16 protein-coding genes are annotated in these 14,350 nt (G+C 43.8%); 7 read left to right on the forward strand and 9 right to left on the reverse strand.

Features of this window, described 5'->3' with window-relative positions; genetic code table 11:
• Positions 1–216 precede the first annotated feature (216 nt).
• From DEF30_RS09600 to DEF30_RS09620, 5 genes are all read left to right on the forward strand, one after another.
• Entirely contained in the window at positions 217–1,164 is a 948-nt protein-coding gene (locus DEF30_RS09600; RefSeq protein ID WP_083422745.1) for a sugar-binding transcriptional regulator, read from the forward strand.
• Positions 1,165–1,167: 3 nt separating this feature from the next.
• The gene (lsrK, locus tag DEF30_RS09605) at positions 1,168–2,742 is read left to right on the forward strand and encodes an autoinducer-2 kinase (protein ID WP_294098713.1); all 1,575 of its coding nucleotides are present in this window, start codon (positions 1,168–1,170) and stop codon (positions 2,740–2,742) included.
• Between the two features lie 11 nt (positions 2,743–2,753).
• The gene (locus DEF30_RS09610; RefSeq protein ID WP_294098714.1) at positions 2,754–3,125 is read left to right on the forward strand and encodes a cupin domain-containing protein; all 372 of its coding nucleotides are present in this window, start codon (positions 2,754–2,756) and stop codon (positions 3,123–3,125) included.
• A complete protein-coding gene (gene lsrF / locus DEF30_RS09615; protein ID WP_074912251.1) occupies positions 3,125–4,015 on the forward strand; it encodes a 3-hydroxy-5-phosphonooxypentane-2,4-dione thiolase in 891 nt (296 codons plus the stop codon). Before DEF30_RS09610 ends, lsrF begins: the two co-directional genes overlap by 1 nt.
• A gap of 89 nt (positions 4,016–4,104) precedes the next feature.
• Positions 4,105–4,956 (forward strand): class II fructose-bisphosphate aldolase, encoded by an 852-nt coding sequence (locus DEF30_RS09620; RefSeq protein WP_294098716.1) that lies wholly within the window; start codon positions 4,105–4,107, stop codon positions 4,954–4,956.
• Positions 4,957–5,080: 124 nt separating this feature from the next.
• On the opposite strand, the gene DEF30_RS09625 is transcribed toward DEF30_RS09620, so the two are convergent.
• A complete protein-coding gene (locus DEF30_RS09625) occupies positions 5,081–6,124 on the reverse strand; it encodes a GGDEF domain-containing protein (protein ID WP_294098718.1) in 1,044 nt (347 codons plus the stop codon).
• Positions 6,125–6,144: 20 nt separating this feature from the next.
• Positions 6,145–7,221, reverse strand: coding sequence for a cobalamin-dependent protein (locus tag DEF30_RS09630; RefSeq protein WP_294098720.1), 1,077 nt, complete (start codon positions 7,219–7,221; stop codon positions 6,145–6,147).
• 495 nt (positions 7,222–7,716) lie between these two features.
• Between DEF30_RS09630 and DEF30_RS09635 the strand changes: the two genes are divergently transcribed.
• Together DEF30_RS09635 and DEF30_RS09640 are read left to right on the forward strand one after the other, a co-directional pair.
• Positions 7,717–8,040 carry a PadR family transcriptional regulator gene (locus DEF30_RS09635; protein ID WP_294098721.1) on the forward strand — a complete coding sequence of 108 codons (324 nt, stop codon included), beginning with the start codon at positions 7,717–7,719 and terminating at the stop codon, positions 8,038–8,040.
• Positions 8,037–8,552, forward strand: a complete 516-nt coding sequence (locus DEF30_RS09640; protein ID WP_294098723.1) for a DUF2812 domain-containing protein — start codon at positions 8,037–8,039, stop codon at positions 8,550–8,552. Before DEF30_RS09635 ends, DEF30_RS09640 begins: the two co-directional genes overlap by 4 nt.
• 46 nt (positions 8,553–8,598) lie before the next feature.
• Here the strand turns inward: DEF30_RS09640 and DEF30_RS09645 are convergent, their stop codons facing one another.
• The 7 genes from DEF30_RS09645 to DEF30_RS09675 all read right to left on the reverse strand — a co-directional run bounded on the left by DEF30_RS09645 (position 8,599) and on the right by DEF30_RS09675 (position 14,269).
• Complete coding sequence (locus tag DEF30_RS09645; protein WP_294098787.1) at positions 8,599–9,111, reverse strand: N-acetyltransferase; 513 nt, start codon at positions 9,109–9,111, stop codon at positions 8,599–8,601.
• 29 nt (positions 9,112–9,140) lie between these two features.
• A complete protein-coding gene (locus DEF30_RS09650) occupies positions 9,141–9,503 on the reverse strand; it encodes a DUF488 family protein (RefSeq protein ID WP_294098725.1) in 363 nt (120 codons plus the stop codon).
• A gap of 49 nt (positions 9,504–9,552) precedes the next feature.
• A complete protein-coding gene (locus DEF30_RS09655; RefSeq protein ID WP_294098726.1) occupies positions 9,553–10,881 on the reverse strand; it encodes an MATE family efflux transporter in 1,329 nt (442 codons plus the stop codon).
• 159 nt (positions 10,882–11,040) lie between these two features.
• Entirely contained in the window at positions 11,041–11,607 is a 567-nt protein-coding gene (locus tag DEF30_RS09660; protein ID WP_294098728.1) for a chromate transporter, read from the reverse strand.
• Between the two features lies 1 nt (position 11,608).
• Positions 11,609–12,172: a chromate transporter gene (locus tag DEF30_RS09665; RefSeq protein WP_074912259.1), complete on the reverse strand. Its 564-nt coding sequence runs from the start codon at positions 12,170–12,172 to the stop codon at positions 11,609–11,611.
• Between the two features lie 14 nt (positions 12,173–12,186).
• The gene (locus DEF30_RS09670) at positions 12,187–13,791 is read right to left on the reverse strand and encodes a gamma-glutamyltransferase family protein (RefSeq protein ID WP_294098736.1); all 1,605 of its coding nucleotides are present in this window, start codon (positions 13,789–13,791) and stop codon (positions 12,187–12,189) included.
• A gap of 220 nt (positions 13,792–14,011) precedes the next feature.
• Positions 14,012–14,269 (reverse strand): DUF1905 domain-containing protein, encoded by a 258-nt coding sequence (locus DEF30_RS09675; RefSeq protein WP_074912289.1) that lies wholly within the window; start codon positions 14,267–14,269, stop codon positions 14,012–14,014.
• Positions 14,270–14,350 lie beyond the last annotated feature (81 nt).

The raw sequence follows: 14,350 nt of genomic DNA on the forward strand, positions 1-14,350 counted from the left end.
TAACATTTGTTTTGTCAACAATATTTTGTTTAAAATTATTTTGTTTTGATATCACGTCTGCAGCACCTGCTCGCATCATTCGGTAAAAATCTATGGTTTACAACGATTAACACAATTCATCAATCGTTTTCATTCTTTAGGGTTGACAGAAAGCGTTCCCTATCCATATAATGAATTAAGTAACAAAAATTTATTTATAAAACATTTGTTGTGATTATGATGATTAATCGGGGGTGTCCAATGGTCAAAGAAGATATGATCTTTAAAGTAGCCTGGTATTACTATATGGAAGGTATGACTCAGCAGCAGATATCCGAGCTTCTGGATATTTCTAGAATGAAAGTCGTTTCTTTTCTGGAGCAGGCTCGACAGGAAGGTATGGTTCAGTTCAAAGTAAGAAGCGAGCAAGGAAACCGTATAAAACTTGAAAAAATGATCATTGAAAAATACGGTCTGGAAGACGCATACATCGTGCCTACTTCTCCAGACAATATCAATAAATCCATTGCAAAGGCTGCAGCACAATACATCAACGAAAAGCTGAAGGAAGATGATTTCATTAACATCGGTTATGGAGAGACGATTTCCTACACCTTACATTATCTTCTTTCTTATCTGGAGAAAAAGGTTTCCTTTATTTCTTTGGCTGGTGGCGTGTCCGTGTATGCCAATGCATTAATTGGTTCCTCCCAGCAGAGGAACAGCTTTAACCCAGCCGACATCTATCTCATTCCGTCCCCTCTGATCCTTTCTACACCAGAGCTTGCAGAAACCTTCTGTAAAGAGAAATCAGTGAAGAACATCATGGACATGACTCAGTCCTCCGATTACACAATCATCGGTATAGGAGCGCTCAATAGAGATGCTACCATCTATAAAGAAGGACACATCTCCGATTCTGATTTGAGAGTCTTGGAGAGAAAAGGTGCCATTGGGGACATATTGAGCCAGTTTTATGATAAAGACGGCAACATTCTGGATGTGGAGCTTCATAAGCGTCTGATCTCCGTGAAACTGGATACATTGAAAGAAAAGAAGAACGTCATTGGTATTGCAGGCGGTCCAGGAAAGCTGCCATCTATGCATGCTGCACTGATATCCGGCATCGTGGACATCCTGATCACAGATGAAGAATCTGCTCAGGCACTGCTTGACCAGTACTAGGAGGTGTATGACTTGAATAAAAAATATTTGATGGCAATTGATGGCGGAACCGGAAGCATCCGCGCTGTGGTCTTTGATACAGAAGGCAATCAGCTGAGTTCTCATCAGCGAGAATGGTTCCATCATGAAGACCCTGCCTATCCTGGTTCCATGAATTTTGACTGGGAAACCAACTGGGCACTGGCAAAGGAGTGTATTGATGAAAGCATCAAAAAGGCAGAGATAAACTCTGAAGACATCTTGGGCATCAGTACAACCAGCATGCGAGAAGGGATCGTTCTTTATGATGATAATCTGAAGGAACTATGGGCATGTGCAAATGTGGACTCACGTTCCTCAAAAGAAGCATCTGATATGATCGTCCACCATCCTTCTATTGAAAAAGATATCTACATGCTTTCAGGACAGACTTCTGCTCTGGATGCCATCCCCCGTCTGCTTTGGGTCAAAGAAAACCTGCCAGATATCTACGAAAAAACTCGTTATATCAATATGTTTAATGACTGGCTGATCTATAAACTTACTGGGATTATGACTTCTGAGCCTTCCAATGCGTGTACTACTGGTATCTTCAACATTGCAACACGGGCATGGGCTCCAGAGATTCTTTCAACCTGCGGTTTGAAAGAAGACATCCTGCCCCCAATTGCAGAGAGTGGTACTGCCATTGGGAAAGTCTCTTCCCAATGCTCTCTGGAAACTCTCCTTTCCACTGAGACAGTTGTAGTTTCAGGCGGTGGAGATGCTCAATTAGGCGGAGTAGGCACCGCAGTTGTAAAAGACGGCCAAATTGGCATCTTTGGCGGGTCTTTCTGGCAGCTGGAATACAACACCAGTAAAGTTCAGGTGCAGGAAGATATGAAGCTCCGAGTGAACTGTCATGCTGTCCCTGGCATGTGGCAGTATGAAGCAATCGCATTTAATCCAGGACTTGTTCTGAGATGGTTCCGAGATGCCTTCCTGGATTTAGACAAAGTAAAAGCAGAAGAACAAGGAAAAGACGTTTACGATCTTATGAATGCAGAAGCCGAGAAAATCCCTGTAGGCAGTTATGGTCTTTATGGTGTATTCTCCAATATTATGGACTACAAGGCATGGAGACATGCCGCACCAACTTTCACAAACTTCGGACTGGATCCATTTAAATGGAATAAGTACACATTCTACCGGAGTATTTTAGAGAATGCAGCATTTGTCACCCGAGGACATTTAGACCTGGTGAAAGAAGCCACCGGAGACAACCCTTCTGAAGTGATCTTCTCCAACGGTGCTTCCAAAAGCCCCCTATGGTGCCAGATTCTCGCAGACGTCCTTGGCGTTAGGGTGAAAGTACCTATGGTAAAAGAAGCCACTGCATTAGGCGCTGCCATTTGCGCAGCCGTTGGTGCTGGACTCTATAAAGACATACAGTCCGCTGCACAAGCCTTTGTTCAATGGGACAAAGAGTATACACCCAATGATGAAAATCATAAAACCTATACGGCTCTATTTGAGACCTGGAAGAAGATCAACAACCACCAGCTTCAACAAGCTGATGAGGGACTGACCACACACATGTGGAAAGCCCCAGGAATATAAGGAGGAACACGATGTATCATCTCAACGAAAATGACCGGGAGTACCGTTTTGGGGATAGTGGCCCAAAATATCTCATGAAAGGTCCACGCTCTAACTTTGCTCTGGTGCAGTTTATGCCCGGACAGGATTTCCCAAACCACTATCACAATATTATGGAAGAGAACTTCTATATGATTGAAGGAGAATTGGAATTCATTATAAATGGTGAACTGATTGTTGCAAAACAAGGTGACTTTATCCATGTGGAACCAAAGGAACATCACTATGTACGTAATGCATCCAAACATCCTGCAAAAATGACTTCTTCCCTGGCACCATACCAGGAGATTGATAAAGTCGAAGCACCACTAGAAGAAAACCTGAAAATGAAGGAGGCAAAATAATGGCAGATTTAATCGGAAACAAGAGTGCAAAGGAATACTTTGAGAATATTCCCCAAAGAAGATCCCAGTTTGATTTGAAAGGGCTTGATAATGTGGATTGGGGTATGAAGGACCGTATGTCCAAGATATTCAATCCGAAGGACAACAGAAGTCTTATGCTCGCCTTTGACCATGGATACTTCATGGGCTCCACACAAGGACTGGAACGTATTGATATTCAGATTCAGGATATCGCAAAGCATGTAGATGCGCTTATGGGAACAAGAGGTGCTTTCAGAACAAGCATTTCCCCTACCAACAACAAAGCTGTGGCTTTAAGAGTATCCTCAGGATCCACCATGGCATCAGAAGACATCACAAAAGAAATCATTTCAGTTGATATTGAAGATGCGATCAGAATGAACGCAGCCTGTATGGCGGTTCAGACCTTCATCGGTACAGATCAGGAAACAAACTCTCTGAAAAACCTCTCTGATGTGATCAACGCTGGAAACAGATACAGCATCCCTACCATGGGCGTAGTTGCTGTAGGTAAGACCATGGAAAGAACATCAAGATTCTTCCTGCTTGCCACAAGAGTTATTGCTGAGCTGGGTGCCCAAATCATCAAAACCTACTACTGTGACGACTTTGAAAAAGTTGTTGCTGCTTGTCCTGTGCCAATCGTTGTAGCTGGCGGTAAGAAGCTTCCAGAGAAAGAAGCACTGGAGCTTGCATATAAATCCATAAACTCAGGTGCTGCAGGAGTTGATATGGGAAGAAATATCTTCCAGTCTGAATCTCCAGAAGCTATGGTACAAGCCGTCGCCAAGGTTGTTCATGAGAATTTCTCTGTAGATCAGGCCTTTGAACTCTATAACGATCTGAAGAATGAGCTTACTAAAAAGTAACCCCTTAGGATCACCACAAACGATACCCCTATCCCCCAAATAACAAAACGAGCGGATTCCGCTCGTTTTTCTGCAAAGGAGATGTTTTTATGCTCGTTAATATGAATGATGTGCTAAAAAAGGCTCAGAAAGAGCACTATGCCGTCCCTGCATTTGACACCGATGTCAGCCTCCTTCTAAAAGCAACCATAGATGCCGCAAAGGACATGAGATCCCCCGTCATCCTTCAGTTCCATGAACAGGACCTGGAAAATGAGAACATATATTATGTCACCTCACTGGTCGAAGGAATCTCGAAACACTATGAGATCCCTGTTGTCCTTCATCTGGACCATGGAGAACATCCAGAAAAAATCAAGCGAGCCATAGACCATGGATTCACTTCTGTCATGTATGATGGTTCTCATCTTTCATTAGAAGAAAATATCCGGAACACAAAAGAAATTGTAGACTATGCACATGCCCATCACGTATCCGTCGAAGGTGAGCTGGGTCACGTCGGTGGAAGTGATCTGGACTTCAACGATACGGGCGAGTCCCTTTTGACAAACCCGCAGGATGTCGTAAAGTTCGTCACCGAAACTGGAGTAGATGCCTTGGCAGTTTCCATTGGCACTTCCCATGGTGTCTATAAATCAGAGCCAACTCTGAACCTTGATGTTTTAAGAGAAATCAGAAAAGCAACCGATGTTCCTCTTGTCATACACGGCGGCTCTGGAACGCCATCAGATCAGCTGAAAGCTGCAATTCAGGAAGGCATTGTTAAAGTCAACATTTTTGCCGATTTAAGGCTTGCATTCAAGAAAGGACTGGACAAAGCCTGCACACAGATCAGCAGGCCAGATCCACTGCCCTTTGAGCTCTATCAGCCCATCCAAGAACAGCTGAAAGAAGCAGTGAAAGCAAAAATACAATTGTTGGGTTCGGAAAATAAAGCATAGAAAAAGAAGCGGTTCATATTTTTTGAATCGCTTCTTTTCTTTCCTGTTTTTCTTCAAGATGCCCCTGTCCCCTAAGCCACTTCATTTTTTGTACTTTTCGCCTAGTGGTTTTTTTCTACATAGCTTATAAGATCACCGTTTTCTTTTCTTTGTATCTGTCCATATTGAAACTGCTGTAGCTCTTCTTCCCATTTTTCTTGACTTCATACATGGCAAAGTCTGCATACTCAATAAGATCATAAATATCTTGTGTGTCCCGTCCATAGATAGACATGCCAGCACTGCAGGAAACTGGAAACTCTTTCTCTTCTATGAGAATGGGTTTTGCCAGTACAATCTCAGATATGGATTTCCAGAGGTGATCTTGATGCGTTTTCTCCACTTTGTCGTACCCATGAAGATATAAACCAAACTCATCGCCAGAAATCCTCATACAGATGAGCTGGTCAAAAGGAAGCAGCATGAGCCTTCCAGCGAAGGCTTTCAAAAATTCATCTCCTGCACGGTGGCCGAAAGTGTCATTGATGCTTTTAAAATCATCCAAATCAATAAAGACAAAGATCCCCTCTTTCTCAGGACTTTTCCGGATCATCCCTAAGATCTCATCTCTATATTGGTATCTGCTCACAAGTCCTGTCAGAGCATCTTTCACAAGACGGTTACTAAGCTCTTCATTGACTTCATTGAGCTTTGCATTGGCTTTCAGAAGCTCCCTTTTCATGTTGAGAAGATCGTTATTTAGCTTCTGCACTTCTTCAAAGGCTTGACGAATGAGAAGTTCATCCTTCGTATTGATTTCACCATAGGAATCTCTCACTACCCCCATAAAACGGTGAATGATACTGCTGAGCTCCTCTTTCTCCTTTGAATTTGCGAAAACATCCCGCCTGAGCCCATGGATGAGCATCCGGTCTTCCATCTGCATCATGCACAAGGAGACCTCTTCCCCAATCAGGGTTTTAAAGCTTCCTGCGCAGGAGACTGGTTTATTTGTACTTCTGGCTTCTGCAAACATTTCCTTCATTCTCAGTTCTTCTTCAGGAAGAAAAATCTCCTGAACCTTCTTCTGATAGGGAGAAATGAGATACACCGGTTCATACCAGAACGTATGGATGATATTCATTTCCTTATCACACTGAACCAAAAAAGATACTGCACTACTCAACATCTGTTGCTCCTTCTCTCTTCTCATGATTTACAAGGGTACTCTGCCCACCTGAGAAGATCAATGGCTTTCTTCCCGCAATAGTCTGCACCCCAGTCTCTCCATAGGGTACTGGAACATTCAAATCCCTGTCCGCCCACCGCGACAAGTAGTTCAGGATAAGCTTCTTTTATTCCTCTCACCATTTCCTCACAGTGAGGCAGATAAGGCGGCATAGTCACAGATAAGGCAACCAGCTGGGGTTTATGCAGTCGTATGGACTCCATGACTTTTTCTAAACTTATTCCTGCTCCCAGATAATGGGTATCCCAGCCCTCATGTTCAAAAATATCGGAAAGCATTCTGATGCCCATCTCATGAAGTTCACTGCCCACTGCAAGTGAAACCAGAACCTTATTTTTTCTAGGTCTTGAAAAGATTTCCTCAAAATAATGGGACATCACCGTCTGGGTTACAGAAGTGGCATAATGCTCCTTATCCACAGAAATGATATTACGATGCCACAGTACACCAATCTCATGCATGGTTTTCGCAAGAATATGCTCATAAATATCAAGCAAGGTGATTCCGCCATTTTTAGCTTGTTCAATGATCTCTTCCGCTTTTTCCGTTTCCCCTTCCAAAAGTGCTTGAAGATAAGCCTGTCTGATTTCAAGATGGTCTCCTTGGAGAAATCCGCTTTCAGAAAAGTCTTCATTTCTCCGATCTAATGTTGCTTTTACAGCACTCTCCAGATAGCCGGATGCCGTGCGGATCTCCTGCTGTGAGAGAATAGAGCTGCCTTCTTTTTCTATCACAGTTTTCATAACCTCATAATGGTCTACAATGATGGCGGTTACCCTCTCTCTTGTAAAATCCTTCATGAGGCTGATCAAGAGTTCATGAAGCCATTTGGCATACTCTATGAAAATATTCTCTTCCTGAAAACGCACTGCTGTGAATAAAAAACTGATGTTATATGTAATGTCCGCATACATGAGCCTTTTTCTTCGGTCATCAAACTCCTGGGAAAGAAGCGGATCTTTTTCGAACTGCATTCTGTATATCATTTGGGCAAGAGTTGTGAACTTTGGATCATTAAATGGCACAAACAGACTCATCGTATCACGTTCCTTTCCATATCTTACTCTTTCATCTTCTATAGGATCACTCTTTATGATTCTAGCTAAGTTATCATAAGCTTACTGCTTCATTTTACTTCATTCCCAGTGGTTCTCACTGCCCTTAGCCTCTATTTTATCACGCTCTTGGCATTACAACACAGCTCTTCTACATTTATTTTTATTATCAAAACATTTTAAACTAAATTCATTGACCAGAAAAATCATCTTCTATAGTATACAACAAATAAACGAATGTACATATTATATTTTTACACCTATTTTCGTATCTCCATTCATATCCGTAAATCTTATTATATCCCTAAAGATGATGCATTCGAAGCATACACCTTTCCAACATGATGTCCTACATCTGGACTCTGACCATAATGATTGAAAAGCTCTTTTATTCTCAATTTACATCTTGACGCGATGTATCGAGATGTGATACATTAAGCTATATCAAGGTGCGATATAGCAGAGGAGAAAAATCAAATGGACGAACTTCATAAATATTTGCCAATGACAGAGACCGCGTATTACATTCTTCTTTGTCTGAAGAATCCTGAACATGGATATGGCATCATGCAGCGTGTAGAGAACTTGACGGGAGGCCGTATCAAGATTGGACCGGGAACTATGTACGGAACCCTCTCCAAACTGGAAGCCCAACAGCTGATTTCTCAAGTGGAAGAAGTGGACAGAAAAAAAATATATAAGATTACAGACAAAGGTTTATCGCTTCTTAAGTTTGAACTAAAAAGATTGAAAGAACTCATTGAAAACGGAGATAGCATTATGGAGGTGAAAAGATCATGAAAGAAACACAGAAGAAACTCATTTGGTGGTGGGGATGGAATCCAGACCCGTTGGAGTCCGAACTGGAAGAACAGGCGAAAAAAGGCTGGGTCATCGATCAGGTGGACCCTCTTTGCATATGGATCCGATTCAAAAAAGGAACAGCACAGCAGCGAAGATTCGCCACCGACTATCAGCCTGAGGCTTCCAAAGATTATCTGGAGATTTTCCAGGCAGACGGGTGGCAGCTGGAATGGACTGGTGCAAATGGCTGGTATCTTTTTTCCAAAGCTTACACGGACGTGAGACCTGAAATTTTCACCGACAATGCCTCTCTTATTGAAAAAAACAACCGGATTCTAAAAGTACTACTACCGCTGTTTATCATGCTGATTGTGCTTTTTATCACCATAGTCCTGCCGGTACTGAAAGAACCCTTTTATGTGGGGCTGTATGTGTTCGCATTGGGGCTTTACACCTATATCTTTACTCAGGTTTGGCGTCATAATAGAAAACTCAAAATTGACATCTGATAGTAAGAAACTGTGCTTCCACGAGGGATCGCACAGTTTCTTTTCATTACAATAATTTCTTCTTCATCAAGTAGTCCGTTTGAGCATCCTCTCCCAAAAGAAAAACATGCTCCGAAAATTTAACGAAACCTAGTTTCTCATAAAAGGAAATGGCTGCAGTATTTTTTTCCCATACCCCTAGCCACAGGTAAGGCGCATGATGATCCATAGCGAAGGAAAGAGCACTCTCCATCATAAATTTGCCGATGCCTCTCCCTTTGAACTCCTTGTATACATAGATCCTCTGGAGCTCCACTGCATTTTCATGGCCTTTTTCTGTTTGTGCAGACTGCTCATTGAGTTTCATATATCCAGTGATTTTTCCTTCTACAAGGGAAAAAAAGAAATGGGAATGTGGATGCATCAGCTCTTCTTGAAGCTGCTTTTCTCCTAGATCTTCCTCCAAGTACTTTCTTAGATTCTCTTCCGTATTCTCTTTCCTGAACGTTTCAGTAAATGTTTCCCTGCTGATTTTCTGAAGTGCTTTCAGATCTTCGGGCAGGATCTTGCATAGTTTCATCACGATTCTTTCTCCTTCTCTTCTTCTTTCTAGTCCTTCTGTGTTTCACCCAATCTCATTTCAAGGAATCTCTTCAACACAGGCACATGGCTTTTTTCAAGATCCTTCACAGAAGAGAGCAGTATCAGATCCTTCTCCTTCAGAAGACCTCTCCACTTTTCCATAAGGTCTTCCTGCAGCGGTATCCTCTTCAGCTCCTCCCAATAGGATGACTGGAACTCTTCATAGGAAAGCACTTCTTCATGGTATGCTTTCCGAAGTTCAGTTGAAGGCGTCAGCTCTTTCGGCCAAAAATCCAGTGCTGCATTTTCTTTGGAAATGCCCCTGGGCCATAATCGGTCCACAAGGATCCGGACTCCATCCACAGTTTTCTCCTCATATATCCTTTTCATCCTGATCGGCATCTTCAGCACTCCTCGTTTTTCCTCATTATACTACGGGCTAAGCAGGAATACTCTTTTTCACCGGCAAGGACTTCTCTTTTCCTATAAAATAAAGAGAACATCCGATGACGAGCACTTCCGTGGCTAAAAAGGACATCCATACCCCATCCATCTTAAACAGCTCAGCCAGTATCATCACCATGGGTACCATCACAAATACTCCTCGCAGAAGCGAGAGAAGGAATCCTTGCGCAGCTCTTTCCACTGCACTAAGATAGGTGCTGATGATGATATTAACACCAGCAATGAGAAGCCCTGAGAAGTAGAGCACAAGGCCTCTTTCTGCAAGAACTGCAATCTTTTCATTGTCTTCGCCATTGAAAAGCGCCACCATCGGTACGGAGAACAAAAGAGCTGTGATGTATAAGATTCCACCAATGAGCGCTGCTGAGTATAGACCATATTTCAGAACTTCCTTCAGCTGCTTTTCTTTTTTCTGCCCATAATACTTACTCACAAGAGGCTGCATCCCTTGAGAAAGACCTGTGAAAATCGCAAGGCAGACCAGAGCAAGGTTCGCCACAATCCCATAGGCTGCCACACCGAGATTCCCCTCAAGCTTTAAAATCACCAGATTGAAAATCATAAGAACCAGCCCGGAGGATACTTCCACCACGAAAGAAGATGCGCCTAACGTAAAGTGGTCCATCATCATTTTCCACGAGAATCTGCTTGTGAATCCTTCAAACAGCTCTTTTCTCCTACGGAAATGGGGCACAAGAAACAGCATGCTGATCACTGGCGCTAGTGACGTCGCAAAGACCGCCCCAAATATCCCCATTCCGAGAGGAAACATGAAGATATAATCCAGGATGATATTGGAAAGGCTGCCGGCGATCATGGCGGTCATGGCCCCCTTGGGATTGTGATCGTTCCGCACAAAAGCCAGGAGAATGTTGTTGAAAAGAAAAAAAGGAGAAAATAGAAGAATGGTGCCCAGGTAGGTTTTTGTCATGGCAAAGGTTTCACTGTCTGCCCCAAGAAGCACGGCAATCTGATCTGTAAAAAGAATCCCTGCCACCATAAAAAAGAAACTGAACATCAGCCCTATTTTCAGACCATGCTGGAAAATATCCCTGCTTTCTTTCATCTTCCCTGCGGACTTCAGTATGGCAAAGCGCGTGGCTCCTCCAATCCCCACCATAAGCCCCACACCATGGAGGATACTGTAGATGGAGATAGAGAAATTAAGCGCTGTGAGCCCCAAAGGACCAAGGCTTTTGGCGATGAAGAAAGTATCCGCGAGAATATAGATGGAGATGGCCATCATCCCCATGATATTAAGGCTCACATATCTAAAAAATGTTTGAAAGACTGATTTATTCATAGGATGCTCCTTTTTCACAGAAAAACAAGGTGCTCATAGCATTCCTTCTTAGACCTAACGGAATGCTGTGAACACCTTGCAGCTTTTACCCGGTGGCAAAAGCGAAGTTTTTCCCTAATGTATTTACTTGTATGATTCTAATGGATATGTCATTTCTTGTCAAGAAATGAGCTGAAGAAGAAGATTCCCACCGATGCCAATAAACGCGCCGATGACAATAAGCACAATGAGATCAAACCGTTTGGAAAGCTTCAGGAAAAATCCGATGACAAAAGCTGCCACAGCTACAATGCTGATGTTTGATAGTGAAACTGCCCCCTCAAAAAGAGAACTTTCCATCATACTGATGGCAGCGATGGCGATGAGCCCTACAATACCAGGTTTCAGTCCTTTCAGCATTTTGTCCAGGAATCCGATCTTCTTGTCCCGAAAGATAAAATAAGCCAGAATCATCATGAGGATAAATTGTGGCGTCACATTTCCTAGGGTTGCCACAATGGCACCAGGAACACCTGCCACTTTCGTTCCCACAAAGGTCGCTGAGTTGATGGCGATGGGACCTGGGGTCATCTGTGATAGAGACACAAGATCCGTCATTTCTTTGATGCTCATCCATCCACGTTCTTCCACCACAAATCTCTGAATGAGGGGAAGCACTGCATAGCCTCCACCGAAGGCAAAGGCTCCGATCTGAAGAAATACGAGATAAAGTTCCAGTAATACCATGCTACTTCACCTTCCCTTCATCCACCAGGGTAAAGGTGGCAAACCCAAGAAGCGCCAAAGTCAGAATGATGATGATGGTGTGGACCTGAAAAAAGAAACTGGCCACAAAAGCACCGACCATCAGTATCAGACTGAAGATTTTATGTTTCTTCAGCGCGGCTTTTCCCATGTCATAGACCGTCAGCACCAGAACTGCGCTGATGACGCCTCCCATGCCAAGAAGCGCGGACTTCACCCAAAAATTATTGGAAAAAGCATCATAAAAGTAAAACAGAACAGAGATGATAATAAGACAAGGCAAAACGGAGGCCAAAAGAGCAGTTAGGGCTCCCTTCCAGCCTCTCAGCCTGTACCCTGTAAGCAGAGACGTGCTGATGGCCATGGCGCCAGGCCCAGACTGGGCAAGGGCAACAAGGCTCAGCATTTCCTCTTCATCAATGAGTCCTCTTTTTTTCATAAATTCGTCCCGGATCACCGGTACTATGGTATAGCCTCCACCGAAGGTCACGGCATTGATCTTAAAAAAGGTGCCGAAAATCTCCATGAGAGAGATACTTTCTTTCATTTCTCATTCTCCTTTTAGTATACTGCAGGATTGCTGTCGGTTCGTGATTCTGTCCCCACTGCATAGGCGCCGGAGTCCAGTTTGATGATGATCTGTCCTCGGCCAAAGTGAGATCTGTCCTCTTCCACCTGCACGTCATGCCCCTTGCTTTTAAGATCTTCCATGACATTTTCATCAAAAGCCTTCTCCACCATGAAGGACTTTTCCTTCACCCACTGCCATCTGGGCGCATCCAGTGCCATTTGTGGATTCATCTGGAAGTCAATAAGGTTGGAGACCACCTGGAAATGACCCTGGGGCTGCATGTAGCCGCCCATGACCCCAAATACAGCCTTACATTTGCCTTCTTTCATGAGCATTCCCGGAATGATGGTGTGATAGGTCTTCTTCCCAGGCCCCAGGACATTCACATGATTTTCCTGAAGACTGAAATCAGCTCCCCGATTCTGAAGAGAGATTCCGGTGCCTTCCACCACAATACCGCTGCCAAATCCCATATAATTGGACTGGATCATGGAGACCATATTGCCATCCTTATCTGCTGCATTGAGATATACGGTGCCGCTGGTATACGGATCATCATAGGTGTGGATCACCGCTTCCTCTGTGATGGACTGATATCTTTTCCTTCCATACTCTTCTGTGAGAAGCGCTTTGGGATCCATCCTCATGACCTTTGGGTCTGTAATGTAGTGCATGCCATCTGCAAAGGCCATCTTCATGGACTCAAACATTCCATGATAGTAGGCAGCATCCCTTCCTTCAATCTCCTGGTTCTTAAAAATGTTCAGCGCCATCAGCGCCACCATGCCCTGACCGCTGGGTGGAAGCTCCACCACATCGTAGCCCTTATAGTGTACAGAAAGAGGTTCCACAAAAGAAGACTCGAACACTTCCAGATCGCTCTTTCTGAGATATCCTCCATGCTTTATGGCATCTTTTTCTATCTGCTCTGCAAGCTCCCCTTGATAGAATGCTTTTGCACCTGATTCAGCAATGAGTCTTAAGGTCTTCCCATGATTCGGAAGCTTCACCATCTGGAAAGGTTCAGGTGCTTTTCCATCAAACGTAAAGGTTCGGAACCACTCCTCATATTGTGGATCATCTTTGTAAATGACCTGATATTGGTTGAAGGCTCTTTGCCACATGAGCGCAGTATGTGCCGCCACAGGAAATCCATTTTCCGCATAGTCTATGGCAGGAGCCAGACACTCGGAAAGGGATAGATTTCCAAATCTTTCGGAAAGACTGGCCCATCCTTTGGGTGCGCCAGGAACCGTCACAGGAGTCCAGCCATGAACTGGCATCTTCTCATGTTTTTCTCTGATTTCATCTAGCGAAATGCCCATGGGAGATGGTCCATTGGAGTTCATTCCGTAAAGTTTATCCTTCATCCACACCAAAGCAAAATTATCACTGCCGATGCCATTGGCTGTGGGTTCCACAACGGTCAGGCAAGCTGCCGCCGCAATGGCTGCATCCACGGCATTTCCACCTTTTTTCAGCATATCAAGACCAGCCTGTGCAGCCAACGGATTTCCCGTTGCCACTACGCCTCTTGCAGCACCTAGGGTCAGTCTCTCTGACGCATAAGGCTGAATATTTGGATCAAATTTCATTAAAAATCGCTCCTCACACACATACTATAGTGCCGGTACTATTTCCTTTATTCCTGCTTCTCTTAGGATTTTAGTCCCTTTCAGCATAGAGATCCCCGGCCACATCCCTCATTATACCTGAAAAAAACTTTTCCGGAAGAGATCCGGAAGGAAAGTGTTCCGCTTCACAAAAAACTGATAGGAAGATGTTCTCACTGGATCATCTTCCTATCTTCATATCCTATTCTCTTTCTGATAGGGTCACTTGAACGGTGTCTCCAGGTTCTTTTCCAATCTTTTTCCGGATGGCTTTCTGAATACCAATGATATAACAGATGCTTCCATCCTCGTTCTTCAGCCCCATGTTGACGATACTCCCTTCATAAGGTTCACCATCGAAGGCCGCATGGACCTTTACTCTTCCCTTTTGAAACTCTTCCCGAAGATCAAAGGGAAAAACCACATAAGCGCCATCTTTGTCAGGCACCTTTTCAATCACTGCTTCGTAGGTATAGACTTTTTTCTTGCCATTTGCGTTGGACTCATCACTTTTCTTCCTGCTTTTTTTGGAAGATTCCGC

The sequence above is a fragment of the Proteiniclasticum sp. genome, from assembly GCF_003514505.1.
Classification (GTDB): Bacteria; Bacillota; Clostridia; order Clostridiales; family Clostridiaceae; genus Proteiniclasticum.